Annotated in this window: 25 protein-coding genes; 10 read left to right on the plus strand and 15 right to left on the minus strand. The window is 44.3% G+C overall.

The window, feature by feature from the left end; all coding sequences use genetic code 11:
- Positions 1-229 precede the first annotated feature (229 nt).
- Positions 230-754 carry a gluconokinase gene (locus tag AB4585_RS16810; protein WP_017059452.1) on the plus strand — a complete coding sequence of 175 codons (525 nt, stop codon included), beginning with the start codon at positions 230-232 and terminating at the stop codon, positions 752-754.
- Positions 751-2547, plus strand: a complete 1797-nt coding sequence (gene edd, locus AB4585_RS16815; protein WP_372170336.1) for a phosphogluconate dehydratase — start codon at positions 751-753, stop codon at positions 2545-2547. Before AB4585_RS16810 ends, edd begins: the two co-directional genes overlap by 4 nt.
- Positions 2548-2620: 73 nt before the next feature.
- Here the strand turns inward: edd and AB4585_RS16820 are convergent, their stop codons facing one another.
- Positions 2621-3628 carry a LacI family DNA-binding transcriptional regulator gene (locus AB4585_RS16820; RefSeq protein WP_372170338.1) on the minus strand — a complete coding sequence of 336 codons (1008 nt, stop codon included), beginning with the start codon at positions 3626-3628 and terminating at the stop codon, positions 2621-2623.
- Between the two features lie 144 nt (positions 3629-3772).
- Positions 3773-4474: a lipoyl protein ligase domain-containing protein gene (locus AB4585_RS16825; RefSeq protein ID WP_017067567.1), complete on the minus strand. Its 702-nt coding sequence runs from the start codon at positions 4472-4474 to the stop codon at positions 3773-3775.
- A 185-nt stretch (positions 4475-4659) separates the two neighbouring features.
- Between AB4585_RS16825 and AB4585_RS16830 the strand changes: the two genes are divergently transcribed.
- Both AB4585_RS16830 and AB4585_RS16835 read left to right on the plus strand, forming a co-directional pair.
- Positions 4660-4944 (plus strand): hypothetical protein, encoded by a 285-nt coding sequence (locus AB4585_RS16830; protein ID WP_017059448.1) that lies wholly within the window; start codon positions 4660-4662, stop codon positions 4942-4944.
- A complete protein-coding gene (locus AB4585_RS16835; protein WP_017064043.1) occupies positions 4941-5219 on the plus strand; it encodes a type II toxin-antitoxin system mRNA interferase toxin, RelE/StbE family in 279 nt (92 codons plus the stop codon). The genes AB4585_RS16830 and AB4585_RS16835 overlap by 4 nt, the downstream gene beginning before the upstream one ends.
- 149 nt (positions 5220-5368) lie before the next feature.
- Here the strand turns inward: AB4585_RS16835 and AB4585_RS16840 are convergent, their stop codons facing one another.
- Positions 5369-5656, minus strand: a complete 288-nt coding sequence (locus AB4585_RS16840) for a type II toxin-antitoxin system RelE/ParE family toxin (protein ID WP_017064044.1) — start codon at positions 5654-5656, stop codon at positions 5369-5371.
- Positions 5653-5934 (minus strand): type II toxin-antitoxin system Phd/YefM family antitoxin, encoded by a 282-nt coding sequence (locus tag AB4585_RS16845; protein ID WP_011080399.1) that lies wholly within the window; start codon positions 5932-5934, stop codon positions 5653-5655. The genes AB4585_RS16840 and AB4585_RS16845 overlap by 4 nt, the downstream gene beginning before the upstream one ends.
- A gap of 401 nt (positions 5935-6335) precedes the next feature.
- Here AB4585_RS16845 and AB4585_RS16850 point away from each other — a divergent pair, with 401 nt between their 5' ends.
- Positions 6336-7292 (plus strand): IS110 family transposase, encoded by a 957-nt coding sequence (locus tag AB4585_RS16850; RefSeq protein WP_017064050.1) that lies wholly within the window; start codon positions 6336-6338, stop codon positions 7290-7292.
- Positions 7293-7325: 33 nt separating this feature from the next.
- Here the strand turns inward: AB4585_RS16850 and AB4585_RS16855 are convergent, their stop codons facing one another.
- From AB4585_RS16855 to AB4585_RS16885, 7 genes are all read right to left on the minus strand, one after another.
- Positions 7326-7883, minus strand: a complete 558-nt coding sequence (locus AB4585_RS16855) for a hypothetical protein (RefSeq protein ID WP_372158458.1) — start codon at positions 7881-7883, stop codon at positions 7326-7328.
- A 354-nt stretch (positions 7884-8237) separates the two neighbouring features.
- Positions 8238-8765 (minus strand): hypothetical protein, encoded by a 528-nt coding sequence (locus AB4585_RS16860; RefSeq protein ID WP_102333827.1) that lies wholly within the window; start codon positions 8763-8765, stop codon positions 8238-8240.
- A 137-nt stretch (positions 8766-8902) separates the two neighbouring features.
- Complete coding sequence (locus AB4585_RS16865; protein WP_372170343.1) at positions 8903-9235, minus strand: hypothetical protein; 333 nt, start codon at positions 9233-9235, stop codon at positions 8903-8905.
- A 6-nt stretch (positions 9236-9241) separates the two neighbouring features.
- The gene (locus AB4585_RS16870; protein WP_372170345.1) at positions 9242-9601 is read right to left on the minus strand and encodes a hypothetical protein; all 360 of its coding nucleotides are present in this window, start codon (positions 9599-9601) and stop codon (positions 9242-9244) included.
- Entirely contained in the window at positions 9598-9762 is a 165-nt protein-coding gene (locus AB4585_RS16875) for a hypothetical protein (protein WP_372170347.1), read from the minus strand. The genes AB4585_RS16870 and AB4585_RS16875 overlap by 4 nt, the downstream gene beginning before the upstream one ends.
- Positions 9756-10010 (minus strand): hypothetical protein, encoded by a 255-nt coding sequence (locus AB4585_RS16880; protein ID WP_372170350.1) that lies wholly within the window; start codon positions 10008-10010, stop codon positions 9756-9758. The genes AB4585_RS16875 and AB4585_RS16880 overlap by 7 nt, the downstream gene beginning before the upstream one ends.
- A 109-nt stretch (positions 10011-10119) precedes the next feature.
- Positions 10120-10689, minus strand: coding sequence for a cold-shock protein (locus AB4585_RS16885; RefSeq protein ID WP_157938423.1), 570 nt, complete (start codon positions 10687-10689; stop codon positions 10120-10122).
- Between the two features lie 388 nt (positions 10690-11077).
- Between AB4585_RS16885 and AB4585_RS16890 the strand changes: the two genes are divergently transcribed.
- From AB4585_RS16890 to AB4585_RS16905, 4 genes are all read left to right on the plus strand, one after another.
- Positions 11078-12034, plus strand: a complete 957-nt coding sequence (locus AB4585_RS16890) for an integron integrase (RefSeq protein ID WP_372170353.1) — start codon at positions 11078-11080, stop codon at positions 12032-12034.
- Positions 12035-12142: 108 nt separating this feature from the next.
- Positions 12143-13042, plus strand: a complete 900-nt coding sequence (locus AB4585_RS16895) for a homocysteine S-methyltransferase family protein (RefSeq protein ID WP_372170355.1) — start codon at positions 12143-12145, stop codon at positions 13040-13042.
- 113 nt (positions 13043-13155) lie between these two features.
- A complete protein-coding gene (locus AB4585_RS16900; RefSeq protein WP_372170357.1) occupies positions 13156-14166 on the plus strand; it encodes a Gfo/Idh/MocA family protein in 1011 nt (336 codons plus the stop codon).
- Between the two features lie 10 nt (positions 14167-14176).
- The gene (locus AB4585_RS16905) at positions 14177-15697 is read left to right on the plus strand and encodes an SgrR family transcriptional regulator (protein ID WP_372170359.1); all 1521 of its coding nucleotides are present in this window, start codon (positions 14177-14179) and stop codon (positions 15695-15697) included.
- Positions 15698-15793: 96 nt separating this feature from the next.
- On the opposite strand, the gene AB4585_RS16910 is transcribed toward AB4585_RS16905, so the two are convergent.
- The 4 genes from AB4585_RS16910 to AB4585_RS16925 all read right to left on the minus strand — a co-directional run bounded on the left by AB4585_RS16910 (position 15794) and on the right by AB4585_RS16925 (position 19984).
- The gene (locus AB4585_RS16910; protein WP_372170361.1) at positions 15794-16888 is read right to left on the minus strand and encodes an HDOD domain-containing protein; all 1095 of its coding nucleotides are present in this window, start codon (positions 16886-16888) and stop codon (positions 15794-15796) included.
- A gap of 236 nt (positions 16889-17124) precedes the next feature.
- Positions 17125-18180 (minus strand): alcohol dehydrogenase family protein, encoded by a 1056-nt coding sequence (locus AB4585_RS16915; RefSeq protein ID WP_372170364.1) that lies wholly within the window; start codon positions 18178-18180, stop codon positions 17125-17127.
- Complete coding sequence (locus tag AB4585_RS16920) at positions 18177-18695, minus strand: TetR/AcrR family transcriptional regulator (protein WP_017061096.1); 519 nt, start codon at positions 18693-18695, stop codon at positions 18177-18179. The genes AB4585_RS16915 and AB4585_RS16920 overlap by 4 nt, the downstream gene beginning before the upstream one ends.
- Before the next feature lie 155 nt (positions 18696-18850).
- The gene (locus AB4585_RS16925; protein WP_372170372.1) at positions 18851-19984 is read right to left on the minus strand and encodes a multidrug effflux MFS transporter; all 1134 of its coding nucleotides are present in this window, start codon (positions 19982-19984) and stop codon (positions 18851-18853) included.
- Positions 19985-20081: 97 nt separating this feature from the next.
- Between AB4585_RS16925 and AB4585_RS16930 the strand changes: the two genes are divergently transcribed.
- Positions 20082-20855 (plus strand): helix-turn-helix domain-containing protein, encoded by a 774-nt coding sequence (locus tag AB4585_RS16930; protein ID WP_136978647.1) that lies wholly within the window; start codon positions 20082-20084, stop codon positions 20853-20855.
- Positions 20856-20953: the final 98 nt, after the last annotated feature.

Raw genomic sequence — 20953 nt, forward strand, 5'->3', positions numbered from 1 at the left:
GATCTCTTTCCAGTGATTTTTAAACGCGAATATAGTGAGATGTGACTAATTTTCCGTCAGTAGGATGCAAAAACAATCACAATTGTTGTGAATTGTTGTTTTGTGTCCTTCATCACACTTCCTTAAGTTACCGGTAACATGTTACCGGTAACGCTTATAAGATAAAGCCATATTTACAAGCGATGTTCAAAATTGAGATCACGCGCAAATTTGTTAAGAGGATTGAGTTATGGCTGGTAGTAGTGTCATCGTCATGGGTGTCAGTGCTTGTGGGAAAAGCACGATAGGCGAGCAGTTGGCAAAAAAACTTGGGCGTAAGTTCATTGATGGTGACGACCTTCATCCTCGAGCAAACATTCAAAAAATGGCGTCAGGCCAACCTCTTAATGATGATGATCGCATTCCATGGCTGGAACGCGTTCGTGATGCAGCGTACAGCCTAGAAAGTAAAAATGAGCACGGCATTATTGTGTGTTCTGCGTTGAAGAAGAAGTACCGCGACCAAATTCGCGAAGGGAACAAAAACCTCACCTTTCTCTTTTTAGATGGCAACATTGACCTGATCTTGCATCGAATGCGTCAGCGCCAAGGCCACTTCATGAAAGAGAACATGATTAAAAGCCAGTTCGAAACATTAGAAAGACCCGATCACGAGCCAGATACGGTTGTCATCAGCATTGATGGCGATATTGATGACGTTGTGGACTGTGCTGCGATTGTGCTTTCAATGACTGATGAGGCAGAAACAGCATGACCCTTCCAACCATCCAAGCGGTGACTCAACGATTAATTGAACGAAGCAAAGAGACTCATGAAGCGTTTCTAAACCGAACCCAACACCAAGCCTCTGCTGGCAAAGGTGGTAAAGGGCTTTCTTGCGGCAACTTGGCTCATGCTGTCGCAGCTTCTTGCTCCGATGAGAAACGCTCGATTCTTGATCTCACTAAATCCAATGTGGCGTTAATCAGCTCTTACAACGATATGTTAAGCGCTCACCAGCCGTATCAACACTATCCAGATCAGATCAAAAAGGCGTTAGCTAAGTTCGGCCACACCTCTCAAGTAGCGGGCTGTGTTCCCGCGATGTGCGATGGGGTAACTCAAGGCCAACCAGGCATGGATATGTCTTTGTTTTCAAGGGACTTGATTGCTCAATCGACCGCTCTTTCACTGAGTCACAACGTGTTTGATTCAACCCTATTACTTGGTATTTGCGACAAGATAGCTCCAGGACAACTGATGGGCGCGCTCTCTTTTGCACATCTACCCACCGCTTTTGTTCCGGCGGGCTTGATGGCAACGGGCATCAGCAATGATGAGAAAGTACATATTCGCCAAGAATACGCGGCTGGTAAGGTAGGAAAAAGTGCCTTACTGGATATGGAGTGCAACGCTTATCACTCAGCGGGCACCTGCACTTTTTACGGCACAGCCAATACCAATCAGCTGGTATTTGAAGCGATGGGGCTGACGCTTCCGGGCTCAGCGTTTATTCATCCTGACTCTAAATTGCGCGCATCACTCACTCAGCATGCCGCCATTGAAATTGCTTCAATGACACCACAAGCCGCAAACTTCCGCCCGCTTTCTGAAGTCTTTACCGCTAAAAGCTTAATCAATGGCATTGTTGCCCTACTCGCATCAGGTGGCAGCACTAACCACAGCATTCACATGGTCGCAGTAGCACGCGCAGCAGGATTTATTCTGACTTGGCAAGACATCAGCGATCTATCCGATGTAGTGCCTTTACTTGCTCGAGTTTATCCCAACGGTCCAGCAGATATGAATGCGTTCCAAACGGCAGGCGGAGTTCCCGCGCTGTTACGCCGTTTAGATCAAGCCAACTTACTGCACCGAGATGTCACACCTACCTTTGGCTCGTTTGAAGATCAAATGAGTATTCCAGAGCTTGAAAATGGAAAGCTAACGTGGAAAAAGTGCAAACAGTCGGCAGATGCAGAGGTAATTGCAGGCCAAGAACAGGTATTCCAAAGCACAGGCGGAACGCGAGTCCTTTCAGGGAACCTTGGCAACGCAGTGATTAAGGTGTCAGCGGTTGCAGAAGAGCAACGTGTAATAGAAGCACCTGCGGCAGTTTTTGATTGCCAACATAAGGTAGAAGCCGCGTATCAACGAGGTGAACTCAACAAAGATTGCATTGTTGTGGTAATAAACAATGGCCCAGCTGCGAACGGTATGCCTGAACTGCACAAGCTTATGCCGATTCTAGGCAATATACAGAAACAAGGTTTCAAAGTAGCTCTGGTTACCGATGGTCGTCTTTCCGGAGCCTCAGGAAAGATCCCATCCGCGATTCATGTCTCACCAGAGGCGATTCGAGGCGGAGCCATTGGGCTTGTTCGCGAAGGCGATATCCTGCGCTTAGATTGCGCGAGTGGCGAACTCAATAACCTCAACGACATGCAATCTCGCCAAGCGAAGGTATTTGAGGCAGACGCCAACCAGCAAACCATGGGGCGCAACCTATTTAGCGTGATGCGCCAAAGCGTTTCGAGTGCAGAACAAGGGGCGAGTTTTATCGTCTAGCTGTGTCACTACTTAAATGTAAAAGCAAAAGGGGCATCATTTCGATGCCCCTTTCAGTTTCCACGATACTTGGTTAAACGCTTTCGCCATCAGTGATGCGATAGCCCATATCCACTACCGTTTCCGTAACTGGCTCACCTTTCAATCGGGCAAGCAGTAGCTCGGCACTTTTCTTACCTATTTCATAACGTGGCGTATCCACGCTAGTCAGTTTTGGGCGTATGGTTTGACCAATATCTAACGCGTTATAGCCCACCACAGATAGCTGTTGCGGCACTTGGATTCCACGTTGCTGGGCAACGAGCAAGGTACCTATCGCGATGTCATCATTGGTGCAGAACACGCCATCTAGATCTGGGTAATCCGCAAGAGCGCGATCAAGCAGATCTTCAGCCAAAGAGAAGTTAGAGTGCTGTTCAGTCAACACGTGTTTAGGCTCTAATCCAGCCTCATACATCGCTTTGTCATAGCCTTGCAAACGCAACTTGGTTCGCGCATCCAATCGAGCGCCAAAGTAAGCAATAGAGCGTTTACCAGCTTCAATCATTCGCTTCACGACATGGTAAGAAGCATCAATATGGTCCAAGCCAACAACCATATCGATCGGATTGGTTGGGAGTTCCATCGTTTCAACAACAGAAACACCTGAATTCTTGATCATCTGTAACGTGCGGGGGGTGTGGTGGCTTTCCGTCAATATCAACCCATCAACTTGATACGAAAGCAGCGAAGCAATCTTTTCCTCTTCTTCCACAGCATCATAGCTAAAATGAGCAAGCAACGTCTCGTAGCCATTCTCTTTAGTAACCGTTTCGATACCTTGAACAAACGCGGCAAAGATTTGGTTTGATAACGAAGGGAGCAAGATACCGATCGCTTTACTCGACGATTTAGAGAGCATAGCTGGCGCTTTGTTTTCAATGTATCCCATCTCTTCAATAACCGCTGCAATTTTAACGCGAGTTTTGGCTGCGACTGAATCGGGATTGCGCATGTAACGAGAGACGGTCATCTTTGTGACCCCCACTTTGTCTGCAACATCTTGAAGTGTGGTTCGAGTTTTCTTCTGCTGTTCTGTCATAACTATTTGAACTCTTTATTATGTTACAAGTAACATTATAAAGTTCTCACCGCCTCAAGTTCAACCCATTCGTTGTCATCGACACATAGTATTGAAATCGTTCTACCATCGGCAAATTAGTTTGGCGTTAACGAAAGGTTGGTATCACGCATGCTTGATGAAAGCTTGGCTTAACTGCTGAAAGAGTGAGTCTACGTTGGGTAGAGTTGTCAGATGTGCGGACAACGGAGTATGAACTTGCGCGTCCACCACGGTTGGATTGCCACAAACTTGATTATAAAAATTTACGGGCGCAACGATGTTCTCTAGGTCGACATCCAACAAGATACAAGCTTGCGAAAGTACGATTTGGCCGCCCCCTTGTTTAAGCAAAACACGCTGCGCCGTGCCCACTATTTTTTGTTTATTGATATTGAGGTTGTAGTCACCATCACAATAAGAACCGGGAGTCGCGTGTACATCCACATCGATGCCCAGTTCTTTAAAAAACAGGGTTAAGACATTGCACAGATGTAGATACGCTTTTTGGATGTTGTAGGCTTCATCACGAGGCCAATGATAAATATGCGATAAGTTAATGATCCCCGGCAGTTGAGGAACGGGAGCACCACCCGTTTTACGTGAGGTGAGTTGCCAGCCTTGTGCCGCGAGTTGCTTTCTAGACTCGACCGTCACTGGCCACTTCTTACCTGCGGGCAAAACGAGTGTCGGCGTTTTTGCTTGCCACAGCATTAAGGCTTGTCCAATCTCACCCGCCTGAATTTGCTGCAATAATTCAGCTTCTTTTTCAAACGCACGATCAACATCAATGTGCGGGTAACGTACGAGTTTATTGGTTAACTTCAATGCACTTTCCTCTACAGATTGTGGTGACCTATCATTTAACGTTCTGCAATGGTTGATGAGATATGGGACTATGTGCGATGAAACATAGCACCAAAAGTTAGTTATTGGCGCCATAGTAGCTTGTCAGTTGCCCATCTCAAAGGTGAGTGCTAACATTTGTACACACACCAATAAAGGAATACATCATGGACACTAGAATTCAATTTCGTGTTGATGAAGAAACAAAACGCCTAGCTCAACAGATGGCTGAGAGCCAAGGTCGCACACTGAGTGGTGCTTGCCGTGAGCTTACTGAGCAACTCGCTGAGCAACAAAGACAAACATTATCTCACGATGCATGGCTAACTGAACAAGTAAACCTAGCATTTGAGAAGTTTGACTCAGGAGAATCCGTTTTCGTTGAACACCAAACTGCTAAATCTCGAATGGAAGAACGCAAAGCCAGAATACGTAATCGAGGTAAGCAATGATTTTATGGGAAGAAGAATCACTCAATGATCGTGAAAGGATCTTTGAGTTTATCTATGACTTCAACCCTGATGCGGCAGAAAACGCTGACAACCTCATTGAAACAAAAGTAGAAAACTTGCTTGAGCAGCCTCTAATGGGTGTACAGAGAGACGGCATTCGTGGGCAATTACTTATAATTCCTGAGATTTCAATGATCGTCTCCTATTGGATCGAAGGCGACATTATCCGAATTATGCGCGTACTCCACCAGAAACAAAAGTTCCCAATGGATTGATTACTTCCTCTGGGCAACTAGCCCAATTAAGGGGTGAACAACGCCTCCACCCAACCTAAAGCATTGTGCCATAAACATTTAACTTGAAGTAGGAGCAAAAGTGCCAAGCGTTGTGAATCACTCTTAAATTGCTTGTTATAACACAATTGCTACACGTCACTTTCCGTTAGTATCTGACGACAATTTCGTACTGTAAGGACGCGAATTTCATGGCTGAGGCTATATATGATTCGATAGTGACCAAACAAAATTTCACGGTAATTGGTATGAGGCAGCTCAGGAACCATTCGCCCCATGTCAGGCATACTTGAGAGTAAATCAGTTTTATCAAAAACCTCATTAACCCAGTTTTCTGCCGCCACTGGATTATCCAGTGAAATAAACTCGGCTGCATCACCTAACTTTTGTAATGCTAGTGGTGACCAGACTACTTTCATTTCTTAATGCGCCCCAATACTTGAGCACGAGCGTCTTCATTGGAAACACCTAAACCTGAAGCTAATTGTGCTTCAGCAGTACGCATTTCTTCCAGTAACTCGATCTTCTCTTGCATTGCTTCATATTCTGCAACATCAAGGACAACCGCAACACCCTTACCACGTTGTGTGATAACTAGTGGTCTGCGAGTTTCGTTAATCTGTTTAATAAATGACGTCACGCCAGCACGAAATTCAGACAAAGGCTGAATATCTTGATCAAAATGGATGCGGCTCATGTTGAACTCCCTATGGTACAATTTAATGTACAAATAATAGTTCAAATAGCAATTTTGAGCAATAGCCTGATTTTGTGTTATAGCCCTGTTAAGGTGTGAGCAACGCAATACCGATGCTACCGTATACCGCCTTAAACACTGAACGCAACGCATAATAAAAATGCCACGCGTTGCGAATCACTCTTAAACAGTTTGTATGGATAATAAGCACTCCAATCGGGTAATGTGAGACCCAGGCTTTAGCTGCAACTAAAGCTTTCTATGTAGTAGTTCGTTTAAACGCTGGCTCCTCTATCGAGAGACCGATAACAAACATGAACGCTACATAGGACTTCAAGCATAAACCTCGAATAGTCGACTGGGTCTCGAACCCGCATTACGCAAGCATGAGTTAGCTTATTATGAATACCAAAATCAATCAAAGCATCAACGTTGGAGTTGATACCGGCAAAACACAATTAGACATCCACATCAGGCCACTAGACCTATTTTTCTCAGTAGAGAACAATGATAAAGGCATCAAAAAAGCACTCAAAACGATTAAGAGTCACAGTCCTGAACGAATCGTTATTGAAGCAACAGGCCGATTAGAAATGCCTTTTGTTCTTGCATGTGCAGAGGCTCAATTACCTATTGTCAGAGCAAACCCTGTCCACATAAAACGGTTCGCTGGTGCTATTGGCCGCAGAGCCAAAAATGATCGTTTAGATGCAGAATTGATTGCTCACTATGGAGAAGCAATCAAACCAGCTCTTACTGTCATAAAGCCAAAAAACATACGCCTAATGAGTGACTTAGTCATTCGCCGAAACCAGTTGTTATCCATGCAAACCATGGAAAAGAACCGAATCCAGATACTTCCCGCTTCTCTCCATCCGACTATCAAACCGATGCTAACCACGATCAAAAATCAAATCACCAAGTTAGAAGAAAAGCTCGTTAAACTCATTGAAGATAGCCCTGAATATCAGGCTAAAAACACAATATTGCAGAGCGTCCCTGGAATAGGAAACATTGCCGCTGCATCAATAATTAGCAACGTACCAGAACTTGGCTACATCACAAATAAACAAGCGGCATCACTAATTGGTGTCGCTCCAATAACACGCGAAAGTGGGCGCTACAAAGGTAAGCGCGTGATCCAAGGCGGTCGAGCGCAAGTACGCACAGTGTTATATATGGCAATGATGTCAGCCATGCAATGTAACCCCGTATTCAAAGCAACTTATGCTCGACTTGTAGCTGCCGGAAAGCCTAAGAAAGTCGCAATAATCGCGTGTGTTCGAAAGATGGTTGTGACTCTTAACTCTATGCTGAGAGATGGCGCCATGTGGGATGAAAACACTGCCAAAAATTAATCATTGACGCCATAGTCGTTTGTTATACGATTTTTACTTTGTACCCACCGCAACCATTTTTGAATTAAATACTGTCATACCATTTTCTTGAGGAGCCTCCGGAAAATAGATTGGTGGATAGCTATCAAAATTTATAGTTAGCTGCGAAGGTTCATCAATCGATAAGTCACGAGTTGGCAACAATTTACCTAGATTCAAGTTAATGTCTTTGGGTTGATTCCAAGTTACCCAGAACGCAAATGGAAAGAATTTTAGTAAGTCACCAACTATTGGCTCTGCTGCCCCAAATTTACTCCCAAATGCTCGAGCAATGCGAATATCGTTGAAAGGATAGAACCAGTAGTAAATTTCGAGTTCATCGGGCAAAGGGGATGTCTCGTCAAAAAAGTAATCAGCCATTGCTTGATACATCGGTGCATGCGGTGTGTCTTGCTGAACAATGTCTACCGCATTACCTGCTAAAATATGCCCAATAACAGACCTCGCCAACCTTTGCGGCCTTACAAAGTAGGTTTTGCATGGCGGTAATGACAAGTACCCCTTGGAAACAGACTCTGCCAAAAGTTTAACCTCATTGAACAGTTCAGCCAAAGCAGGATCGTACTTTTGCCCTAACCAATCATTGTTACAGCTAGAGCACGTCGTACGATAATTCAAGCCTCCTTGAGAAGTAGTAGTGTACCTTTTGTCCTCGGAGCTAGTTAGTGAACGGACAACAACTTTACTGACATTTCCACAACTTGCAGGTGGGACATGCTCTCGAGTCAGTTTTGCGGGCTTTCTGCAAATGGCACAATAACCCTCTTTTGGTCCCCACGTATTAATTCTTTTGGACAAATGATCCGAATACTTTCCCATTATTCCTATACTCTCGACTAATCGTATAACGCCCGCGTAATAGGCGCGAGCTTGCGAGCGTCCTAATTGACGCGTTTGTTAGCCAAATTACACCTCAATAATCTTAGTGATATTCTGTATGCTCGAGTGAACTGAAGTTATTTCAAGAACGAACACCTTTTCCAATACTTTCCTTGGCGATGACAGTGCTCTATCAACGAAGTCTTTAGAAAACTCTCCACTTTCTACATGCTGATTGAGAGCATCAAGATATAGGTCTCTCAATCTGGGGTTGTGCTCAACAGCGGCGTTTAATTTGTCTCTTATTTGGGGAGCCTCCAACGTCAGAGATGAAGAACTATGCGCAAATATGTTTCGAATTTCTCTAAACGTATTGAACATTAGCATTTGCTGTTTAGATATAAGACCAATTCTGTAGCTGAGTTGAATTTTTGAGGAAAATGTTCCCAAGGGTCCATTGTGTTCAAAAATGACATCTTTACGATTAGGCGAATCCACCAACCTAGCTTTCAATAGCTCTTCTAGAGCAAGTTCAAGCGTTGACGCCGCAATCAAAACAGCACCTCGATCACTTTCTCCTTGCAGTATATTTATCATTTCTTCAAAAGATACCATCTACTAACTCCTAGTTAAAATAAGTTGGCTAACGCCTTGCTCACCGGCACATTCAGTGAAGAGCGTTTTTGTGTAAAATTGAGCGTAGCGATACACAAAAACGAGCGTAGCTGTATGTATCCGAGTGGAGCAACTTGTTATGCATTTTGTTGATAGTCAGGCCTTAAACCCTCGGTCAAGTATTTGTTTATTTCGTATTTCAGGTGTTCGAGAAAAAACTCTTGTCCACTCATGTCATAAACACGGATAAACTTTGCGGAAATGTTCATTAGTACATTTCCAGATATTTTTTCACCTTTGCTTTCTGCCGCTTGTGTAAAAGCACGCATAGTTGTCTGCACGATTTCAAGAATTTTTTCATCTGAAACTTTCTTGTTATTAACTAATAACGGTCTATACATTTTGACAGTTGCATCATTAAGTTCATCAAGAAGAGTTCTCTTCTTTTTTCTAAAAAATCCAAACATCATTATCTCCTAACGATCAATTTTTGACTCTTCAATAATCCTATTAATTGAATCCAAGTTCTTGCTAGATCTTTCCCAAACAACATCAGCTTCAATTACGCTGTCATGCTTTTCTTCTTTACTATCTCGATTGTAAATTGAGTCTTCTTTTTTATTAGCAATGCAATCCATGCCATAAACAAATAGCGCAGTTCCTGGCGTACCTATAGCTAATGGAGCAAGAAGGACATAAGGAGCAAAAATTAGCAGAAGAATACCAATGATCACCGAACCGAAGCAAAATACCAGCCATGATACTAAAGCTGAAATAGCTAAACCCCAAATACATACCCCACCGACTAAGCTTAACAAACCTATTAATGTTCTCATTTTTTCACCGAATGATAGATCATACTAAAGAAAAGAAATATTGACCCACCTACAATTACAATTGGCCAAAAAACCGCTGTTAGCAATGCAGTAAAAAAACCATTTTGTAATTGCGCAAAAAATAGCAAAACAGCAATAACGATATAAATCCCTTCTAACATAAAACCTCCTGTTGTCCTTGCTCAACTGTTGATTGCAAGGTTTCAAGTAAAGTTTCGAGTTTACTCACTAAGGAGTGGTCAACACTGTTGTTATTTAGCGCTACAACAAGGTAGTCCGTAACATTTTTTATTTGCTCTTGAGGGATGTCAGATATGCTTATATCTGCTAAAGATAGGTTAATTTTTTCACAGTCTAATGGGGATAAGTCTCCACCATCTTTTACTGCATATAACTTTGATATGGTCATTTGAAACTCCAGATTTTGATTTGATGCATAACGCCCTAATAATGGGCAAAAAATTGTTGGCTAAAATGTTGAGGAACGAAAACAGCCAACTGTTTTTTGTCCTTATTAATTAGCTTGTTATGTGCTTTACCAAATAATTTAGAGTAGTTCTTATTTTTTTAGATATCTTTTCTCTACCTATTAACCAGTTGGCAATAGGGGGGGATATATTGTAGTAAACCTTAACAAATAAAGAGCCTAACGTATTTGTCAGTAACTTCTCATCTCTAAACTTTCTTAACGCTCTAACTTCTGTACAACAAGGGTCGCCGTAGACAGCAGTAGCAATAAAGCAATTACTAAATGTCCTTACAGTTGCTGCACAATATGGACAAACGGATTTTTCAGGCTTCCCCCTATAAGTAATCATCCGAGGCACAATTTTTTTATGACAAGAAGGGCAATTAATTCGGTCATCAGAATTTCTGGTTACTTTTGAGCTTTTAGATGTAATTGTAACATTTACAGCTCTTTTACCTTTGTTTCCTGTTTTCGACTCAAAAGATACTCCATCCCCATTTGAAGGGAGGTCAGGACCATTTATTCCTTGTACATTAAAGTGATGATCCTCACCTGCATTTGAAGTGATAAATCCATAGCCTTTATCTTGGCTAAACCACTTCACTTTACCATTTTCCATTAGGTTCTCCATTGCTTGAAACTGATTGCACATAAAATTTTAATATTGTGCAAGCACGAATCCATCCGCTTAACATATCAAAAAGGTCACTCATAACCAACTGAATGCTATGCATTTAATATAAAAGTGGGTCTAAACAATAAGTGTGAAAACGTGCAAGCACATATTGCCGACTATGTAACGCTCGGCCTCATTCTTAACCACCCATAAATCTGCAGTATAATCAATAATTTAAAATAAGCCCCTCGTTAAATTCGTGCTCAATCAGAGTTAAAAACCACTCTTTTTTAAGTCATTAATTATTCAACAAGCAATAAACTGTCTGTATGTATGTATGTATGTATGTATGTATGTATGTATGTATGTACAGATTTTGTGAGGGGAATATATGGCGAGTCAATTCATGCAGGCAATTTGCGAACATATGACGATGCGAGGCTATAGTCGCAAGACAATCAAAGCCTACTGTTACTGGATAAAATACTTCATTCATTTTCATAAGCTTAAACACCCTGAACAGATGCATGCCGCTGAAGTTGTCTCCTTTCTTTCTCATTTAGCTAATCAAAAAAAAGTAGCCATCAATACTCAAAAGGTAGCTCTCAATGCTCTAGCCTATTTATACAATCAATTTATTAAGCAACCTCTAGGAGACTTAGGGTTTAGCTATGCGACTCGGTCTCGAAAAATTCCTAGCGTACTCAATCATGCGGAAGCTATCTCGGTGATCAATGAAATAGATCCTAAATATCAACTGTTTTTTCGCTTGTTGTATGGTTCAGGTTTGAGAGTATCGGAATGCCTTAGGCTTCGAGTACAAGATATAGATCTAAAACAAGGGTCTCTCACTGTTCACAATGGGAAAGGAAATAAAGACCGAGTGACAATTTTAAGTTTTTCACTCACTGAAGCTATACAAGACAAAATTTCACAAGTTGCAGTTCTGCTCGCTAAAGATAACTTGAATGGGTTTGGGCCATCTTTGCCTCACCGATTAGGTAAAAAATACCCTAGTGCCTATCGACAACTTGCTTGGATGTACCTATTCCCATCAAAATCCGTCACTCAACACTCTGAGTCGGGGATCGTATGCCGACACCACCTACATGATTCGGTACTCCGAAAAACGCTGAAGAAGGCGACTAACTCTAATAAATTGCGCCACAAGCGAATTAGTTGTCATACTTTCAGGCACAGTTTTGCTACGCAACTTCTAAAGTCAGGCTCCGATATCAGAACGGTTCAAGAGCTACTGGGGCACAGTGATGTTAAGACAACTCAGATTTACACTCACGTTATTGGGCAACACTTTAGTGGCACGACTAGCCCGCTAGACGGCTTATAACGAAACTCCCTCATCGATAGTTGAACCTTGGCTTGATGGCTTCTGTCTGACAAGGTTGTCTGCTATGGTGGCGGCAGAACTTCAGCAATTGTTTAGATAGTATTGAATATGAAAACACTAACCATACTTGATGGCGGCATGGGCCGAGAACTCAAAGAAATTGGCGCGCCATTTTCTCAACCGCTTTGGAGTGCTCAAGCGCTGATTGAAGCACCCGAATTTGTTAGCCAAGCGCATCAAAACTTTGTCGATGCAGGTGCTGAAATCCTAATCACCAATAGCTACGCGTGTGTGCCTTTTCACTTGGGTGCAGAGCTGTTCGAACAACGAGGTTTTGAACTAGCCGCACTGTCTGGTGAGCTGGCTAAAGCAGTTGCTAACAATGCTTCTCACACCGTAAAAGTGGCGGGCGCGATTCCACCGCCATTTGGCAGCTACCGACCAGACTTATTTAAGGTAGAAGAGGCGGCGCCAATCATTCAAACGCTTTACGATGCCCAGGATCCAAACATCGATCTTTGGATCGCGGAAACCATCTGCAGCCTGCAAGAGTTCGAATCCATTCATGCGGTTCTTAAGCAGTCAGATAAGCCGTGTTACTACGCATTCAGTTTGGAAGATACCAAGGGCGATTCTGCCAATATTCGTTCTGGCGAGAGCGTAACAGACGCCATCAAACTTGCCTGCCAATCAAACGCGACAGGCATTATGTTTAACTGTTCAGTGCCTGAAGTGATGGATCAAGCCATTATCGATGCCAAGAAAGTGAACGATGAGCTAGGCCGTGATTTAGAAATTGGTGTCTATGCCAATAACTTTGCGCCTATCAGCAACGAACATGAAGCGAATGACATGTTTCAAGAAATGCGTGAACTGGATGGCCAAGGTTACTTAACTTACGCTAAACGCTGGCATGCACTGGGCGCGAATATTATCGGTGGCTGTTGTGGCATCGGGCCAAAACACATTCAAGCCCTAGCCGATTGGAAACACTCAATACAGAGCTAATCCTGAGCTTCAACTAGAATAAAATAAATAGAGAACAGGTTGAGAAATCTGTTCTCTATTTGTATGTGACGTCTCTGAGTACACTGATACAAAACAACGATTTGGAGTAACTGATGAGCGACACGCAACGAAAAATTAAATGGGGTATCGCAGGGCTAGGCAATATCGCCAATCGATTCGCTACCGCAGTCACAGAGCACTCTCTGCATGGTGAGCTTGATGCGGTTGCCGCCAGAGATCACTCACGCGCAGCCACGTTCGCCAACAAGTTTGCTTGCGACAAGGCTTATGGTTCTTATGAAGAGATGGCGAATGACCCAAGTGTTGAAGCGGTTTACATCGCTACGGTTCACCCATACCACCAGCCACTCGCCGAACTGTTTCTAAAGAACAATAAGCACGTATTGGTCGAGAAGCCGGCTTTTACCAACCTTGCTGACTGGCTTGAGATGAAAGCTCTCGCGAAGCAAAATGGCGTGATGCTGTTAGAAGCAATGAAAACCGTGGTGTTTCCCGCATATCGTGAGCTCCAATCATTCTTGGTCGATAACAACATTCAGATAGATTCAATCGAAGCCAGCTTTGGTAACCATCATGACTATGAGCCCGATTTGTTTATCTTCAATCCGGATTTGTCAGGCGGAGCAACACTCGATGTTGGGGTCTATGGGCTTTGGTTCTTTTACGATCTGTGCCGAACGCTGGGTGTAAACCCTTCAAAACCTCAGGTAGAGATGTCATGTCTGTATGAGGGGGCGAATGTTGATACCGATGCGTGCTTTACCTTCTCTGGCGATATAAACGGTAAGATATCGGCATCAACAGTGCAAAACCTTCCCCGATCAGCGCACTTGAGTGGGCCTGATACTAAGATCACCATTCATGAAAAATGGTGGAATCCGGCCTTTATTGAGATTGAACATCAAGGGCAGAAGTCGACCATCAACAAACAAGTGACGGGCAATGGGTTCGAATTTGAAATCGACCATTTTTCAGATTTGGTGCTTCAAGGCAAAACTGAATCGAATATCCTGAGCTCAGAGATAACCTCTCGAGTTCTCGATACGATGGAAAACGCACTGATTGATTCTGGCTATTCACATTTAACTCAACCTCGTCGTTAGGAAAAGCAAATTGGGCAACCTTAAGCGTAAGCTTGAACTGTATGAAAAGATATTTCAGGCTTTTGGGCCTGGAGTATCACATTGTCAGGTCAACCAACTGGCCACACTGCTGCACGTGAGTGAACGTCACGTTCAGACCTTACTCAAAGCGATGACAGCACAAGGCTGGATTGAGTGGCAAGCTAGCTCAGGCCGCAGCAAGAAGGCACAACTCACGTGTCTGGTTGAACCCATTGAGGCGTGTTACCAATACGCACAAACCCAAGCTGACGCAGGCAACATAGAACAGGTGTTTAGCACCTTGAGCTTCAACGGCCGCAATGCTGGCACTGAGTTGCAAGCCTTTCTAAGCAATACCAATCCGTCGACGCAGAATATCGCGTACATCCCGTTTCACCGAGAACTCGAAGCGCTTCACCCTCAACGAGTGCTTAGACGCACCGAACGTTTCTTAGTTATGCAAGTTTGCCAACGCCTAACCTCCGTTAAGCACGGCAAACTCAGCGGCGATCTGGCTTATCATTGGCAGCCTAATCAAGATGCGACACAGTGGCACTTTCAGATTCGTAATGGTGTTCACTTTCATAACGGTCGAACACTCGAACCTCAAGACATAGCGCGCAGCCTAAACTCGCTCTGCCAAAGCAAAATATGGCGTCGCTGTTATCAGCATATTGATGAGGTCTCGGTCTCGGCAGGCAATGTGGTTGTCGTAAAGTTGAATCAACCTGATTGGCATTTACCGCGCCTACTTGCTAGGGCTGAAGCCTCCGTATTCGATCACTCATCACCGACTGATAGGCTGATTGGATCTGGCGCGTTCTCATTAGACATCTTCTCAAGCAAGATGTTGAGATTGAGCCGCAATAGCGCCTATTCACACAGCACGCCGATTCTCAATCGAGTCGAGTTGTGGGTCTATCCTGAATGGGCACAGAGCAAAGCCTGCGCTCAAAATCAGGTGTGCGTGAAACTGCCCGAGAAGACGACCACCGTGCGTGGGGATGACCATTCTTCCCAACCGGATTTCGGCTCAACCTTCTTTAAGATTCAAAGCCCGATGTTGTCTTCAACCGTTCGTGAGTTCACCGTTGAAGACACCTCTGAATGCCAAGCCCTTTTCGATCAGTTGTCAGTGTCTGGCGACCACAAAACCAGCGTGGAATATGGGCACTACCTAACTCACTACCTAACTACCAAAGACGTCGCGCTGTGCAGTATTATTGATGAGAACAACACCTTCACTTCGTGGTTAAGCTTTTTCACTCGCTTCCCGTTTGAGGACTTAACTTTACCTGCTGAGATACTAGAGACAATCGAACAAGGCTTAGCTTCAATAACAAACCAACCAGACTTTGAGTTAGCGATGAATGCACTGTTGTCGCTCCGGCATTGGTTGCATGAATCTGGGGTTGTGACTGAGCTCAAGCAAGAGGCGTTCAACTTAGAGGTTTCTGAAAAGATACACGGCGCACAAGTAAATGGTTTCGGTTGGTGTGAGCTCGACAAGCTGTGGATTAGCCATTTGTAAGCGTATTTCGTAGCTGAATGTATTTCACAACCTAGCCCAACCAAGCTGCAACCAATCATTATGTTCAGTCACAGCGTAGGTCGAATAGGCTAAGGGTTAGCTCACTAGCGATAATTCAGACTCTTTATAGATACGGTTAGCCACTTTGTATGCAGCCGGAGACATCAGTGTCTCTTTGCATCTGCGCTTAAATTGCTCGACTTCAATCGTTTGTTCTTCCAGTAAATAGCACAGCTCACTCAAGTAGTTAGCTTCAAACACAGCTTGACCAAGTGGCGTGCATTCGTATCGGCTCGACTCTTGGTAGCCAATCGCGGTCAACACTGATTCTGGCAGTTCCCAGAACTTAGCAATGGTGTAAGTCAGGCGAATAGAGTAGCTGTTCATCAGGCGCTTCAATGCTAACGAGTTAGGTGGAACAGAAGGATCAACATGCTTGAAGGCTTCTACCATCATCTGGAAAATGATCATCTTGCCTAAGTTGCGAATTAACCCAACAAAATACGCCGCTGCTTGCTCTTCTTGAGATGAAGAGTCTTTCATCAACTCCTTAGAGAAAGACGCGGTTTGAACACTGTGATTCCAAATTTTCTCACCGAAATGACGCCAGTAAATGTTATTGCCCGGCGTAAAGTTCTTCATGTAAGAATTCACTACGCCTTCAATTAGCCCTTGTGAACCCATATTGAGGAAAGCAGTTTTTAAGTCAGTAACTTGTTTTTCACTGCGTTTGTAGAAGGCGCTGTTAGCCAGTTTAATCACATCGGCAGCCATACTCGGCTCGCGCTCAATCACTCTTAACAATGCATCGACATCAAACTCGTCGCTCTGTAATTCTGCCATTAACGTGGTTACAGAGGCTGGCATCACTGGCAGTTCATTAAGCAGGGCTTTTGGAGAGCGAATCAAACGTTCGATCTGACAAGCGACAAAATCACTAAATGGGTCTGACTCCGTTCGAAGGCGAGACTCTCCAAACAAATAATCAAGGAACTCACCATCGTGAAGGCTAAGCGTCTTATCGACGATTAATGATGATGGCTGAGTGGACGACGGCGGAACAAAGATTGAAGACTGAACAGAATCAGTAGCAACGATTTGTTGTTGCTCTTGTTGGGCAGGCTCTGCAGAGGGTTTGTTTTTTGAATCAACAAAAGGTGAGAATAGTGCCTGCAATACCCTTTTAAACATCAATACGGCTCCTAGATAAATACAACATAGATAGGGATATATAATGGCGGTAATTATCGCACAGTTAATTCATAAACCACACAGTGACAAATGAATCATTAATTTCTCAGCTGTATAAGATCTGTTACTCAACGGACTGAGAAACTATGCCCGCCAGTATTTGCTAGAAACAAAAAGAGCGAGCACATAACGCTTGCTCGCTCTTCCATAAATCTAAACCGTGAAGCTGACTAAAACTAGCGTTCTGCCACTTCCAACACGATCTTACCAACATGCTTTTTCTTTGAGAACTCATCTTGCGCTTTATGGATATCGGCTAGCGGATAAGACTCTGCAACGATGGCGCCAATCTGCTGTTTCTCAATACGGTTGACTAGGTTCTGGAATACTTGTGGTTCTAAAACTGTGCAACCAAAAAAGCTGAGATCTTTAAGATATAAAGTTCGCACATCAAGCTCAACCATTGCACCACCAATCGCACCAGACACAGCATAACGGCCATGCGGTTTTAGGACTTCAAGAAACTCTGGCCACTTGTCACCAGCAACTAAATCGATCACCACATTCACGCTGCTTTCGCCTAGCGCGTTAACCAAATCTGAATCACGGGCAATCACTTCATCAGCGCCAAGTTCAAGTAACTGTTGGTTCTTGCTTGGGCTAGTGATGGCAATAACATACGCGCCGCGAGCTTTTGCTAGCTGAATAGCCGCAGAGCCCACACCGCCCGATGCACCTGAGATAAGCACGCGATCACCTTCAGCCACATTGGCACGAGTTAGCATGTTCTCTGCTGTTGAGTAAGAACATGGGAAAGACGCTAGCTCAACATCCGACATGGTGCTGTTCACCGCGTAAGCATGCTTAGCTGCTACTTTGGTGTATTCAGCGAAACCACCATCGCATTCAGATCCGAAATACCATGGCTGTGGCAGATCTCGTCCATAAACCTCGGTCAAACAAGGCTCAATCAGAACACGCTCACCAATACGGTCAACTGAGACTTCATTGCCGACTTCCACGATAAAACCACACACGTCAGCACCTTGGATACGAGGGAACTTTAGCGCTTCACCCGACCAACTGGCATCGTCTGAATCATCACTTTTTGCATACCAACCGATTCGCGTGTTGATGTCAGTATTATTAACGCCTGCTGCCATGACTTTGATCAGCACTTCATTAGGCTCAATTTTTGGAACAGCAATGTCTTCACGGTAGCCAAGCATTTCTGCCCCGCCGTGCCCTAGCATCTCTGCGCCTTTCATTGTTTTTGGTATCTCGAAATTCATACTGTTTCCTTGAGTAATTTTGTCACCATATTCTGTGCCGATGCCACTGCTTCTTCGCCTAAGACTGGCCACGCGCTTGATACGCCTTCATGAAGTAAAAACAGCGGTGTCGCGAGATCCTCTCGCAGGCTCTGCTTGCCTATTAGCAAACGAACTTGTTCTTTATGCTGTGTAACCGCTTGGCTGATAAGCTCATTATCGGGAAACGCGGCCATCGCATTCATCGACATGCACCCATGTGGCGCATACTCTTCTAACCATTGTTGGAGCTTGTTGAAGATATGAGTAACCGATGCGAGCCCCTTTTCAGGCGACGTTTCCAACAAGAAATCTAAGTAGCGTTGGTGTCGATATTCCAAGGCACCAACGATCATCGCTTCTTTTGAAGGGAAATGTTTATACAAGGTTCTTAGGCTTACATCGCACGCCGTTTTCAGCTGTGCAACGCTCGGCTCAGCAAAACCTTGCTGGCTAAATGCCACCTCTAAGCTTGCTGCAATCTGTTCTCTCAACATAGTGCTCTCTTAATACCCGACAAAGGGTAGAATGATTGTTCTACCTACAGAGTAGAACGATCACTCTACCCCTGTCAATATCCAAATTTACACACCAAGAAATGATAAATTCCGCGCCAAACAGGACACGGAATTTATCAATACAGATGAGAGACTTAGCGTTTAAGCTGGAGTCGACTGCGTATCGTCACCAGAACAGATAAAGCGCCGCAAAGTACCAACCCCCCCCCTAAATCTTGAATCATTCCCGCTAAAGCGAGCCCTGAGCCGATCAAGGTGTAATACATCAAACCAAACAGTGCACCTGCACTTCCTGCTTGAGATTGGTAACGTACCAACGCTCGGCTCAATACATTAGGGATCGCAATACCAAATGCCATGACCACCAGCATCATCGGAAGTAAAAACCATATTGAGTGTTGTGAAAAATAGACACCCACCGCACCTAATGTTTGAAGCCCTGCTGCGATACCAATCAGAGACATTGAAGACACTTGTCTCTTCAACAATGTCTTGTTCACCAAGCTTCCCAACAGAGTCCCGAACCCAAGCACAATGCCGCTGTAGCCAAACTGCTCAACGCTAAATCCAAGTTGAATGAAGGCAAATGAACCCAATTGATAATAGGAAAACAGTGCAATATTGAACGACGCGACCAGCAACGCAGACATCCATATATCGCTATCTTTGACCATGTGAATACTGAGTGACTTTAACTGCAATGGCTGCTTAGATTGTTGCGTTTCAGGCAATGACCATAGGCTATGTGCCAACAGCACTAACACCATAATAAACAGGGCAATAAACACATATTGATGCCCGCCCGCTTGGCTTAGTTGACCGCCAAGAAGCAGCCCGATGATTGGACTAATCGACAGCCCCATCCCCATGTAACCAAACACCTTGGCCAGTTCCGCGCCGCTAAAGGCATCGCGCAACATGGTTTGTGTCACCACCGAGCCCACCGCAAGCCCGAAAGCACCCATGGCTCTGGCTATCATCAACCAAACAAAGCTATTGGTTTGCATAGCAATGAGTGCTGAACAAGCGAATAACCCCATGCCCAATAACATGGTTGGTCGGCGCCCCCACTTGTCAGCTAACACGCCCCATACCACCACACCCACCGCAAATGCAGAGAAGTAAATCGATAGGGTTTGAGCAGCTTGTGTGTAACTGACATCAAAGGATTTCGATATTGAATCCAGAGTCGGGCTATAGATGGTTTCTGCGATTTGAGGGAACATCAGCAATAGCACCATTTGCCATAAAGAAGGTTTTGTTTTCATCATTTTTCCAAGACCAGTGAACTTGACGAGGAGTCTAGGGGAAACTAACCTTGGCTCGTTAACAACATTAAAACCAAAAACAACAAGATTAGGACAAATGGCATTAATCAGCGAAACGATTGAGTTTGATGCAGACAGCTTACCTGCGCCCGTAATAGGGATTGCGGCAGAGCTAGGTCAGCATGATTCAGGAATACATCACCACGTAAAAGGACAGTTGCTGTATGCTCCGCAGGGTTGCATCACCTTGACCTTAGAAAACGCCATTTGCATTTTGCCGCCGACTAAAGCCGTGTGGATCCCGCCTTATACCAAACATCGCGCGCAGATGACCAATGTGGTTGCTTATCGGTCGCTCTATTTTGATAGCAGTATTTACACCTGCCCAGAAGCGATTGAAATTGTGGAAGTGAATGAGCTTTTAAAAGCCCTGATCAATAAGATGGCTTTCTGGGATTGGGACGTTGCCCGCGAGCAAACCACCAATACCGCCAACCTATTCTGGGAAGAGTTTTACAGTGCTAACCAACACTCGTTTATCTTGCCACTACCGACAGATCGCCGCTTTAAAAGCTTTTGCAAACAAGTCCGAACCGCTTCCTTTCTTGCCCCAGCCCTCTCGACATTAGCGAACTCGGTTGGCGCAAGCACCAAAACGATTACTCGATTATTCAAAGCCGAAACAGGCATGACTTACCAAGAGTGGCGACAGCAATGGCGCTTGTTTAAAGCGATTGAACTGCTCTCAGAAAACCGACAAGTCGGTGATGTGGCTCATCTGCTAGAGTTCTCATCCAACAGTGCGTTTATCGCCTTTTTCAAACAGCAAACCGGACAAACCCCGTTGGCCTTTACCAAGTTAGGGGCGTGATTGTTGTTATCCAAACTCTGAAGTTTTACTGAGCTCAGATACAAAAAACCAGAACATGAGTTCTGGTTTTTAGGCGTATTTTAAAGCTAGATGCGGTC

Origin of the sequence: Vibrio sp. 10N.222.49.C9, assembly GCF_041474985.1 — a bacterium.
Lineage (GTDB): Bacteria > Pseudomonadota > Gammaproteobacteria > Enterobacterales > Vibrionaceae > Vibrio > Vibrio crassostreae_C.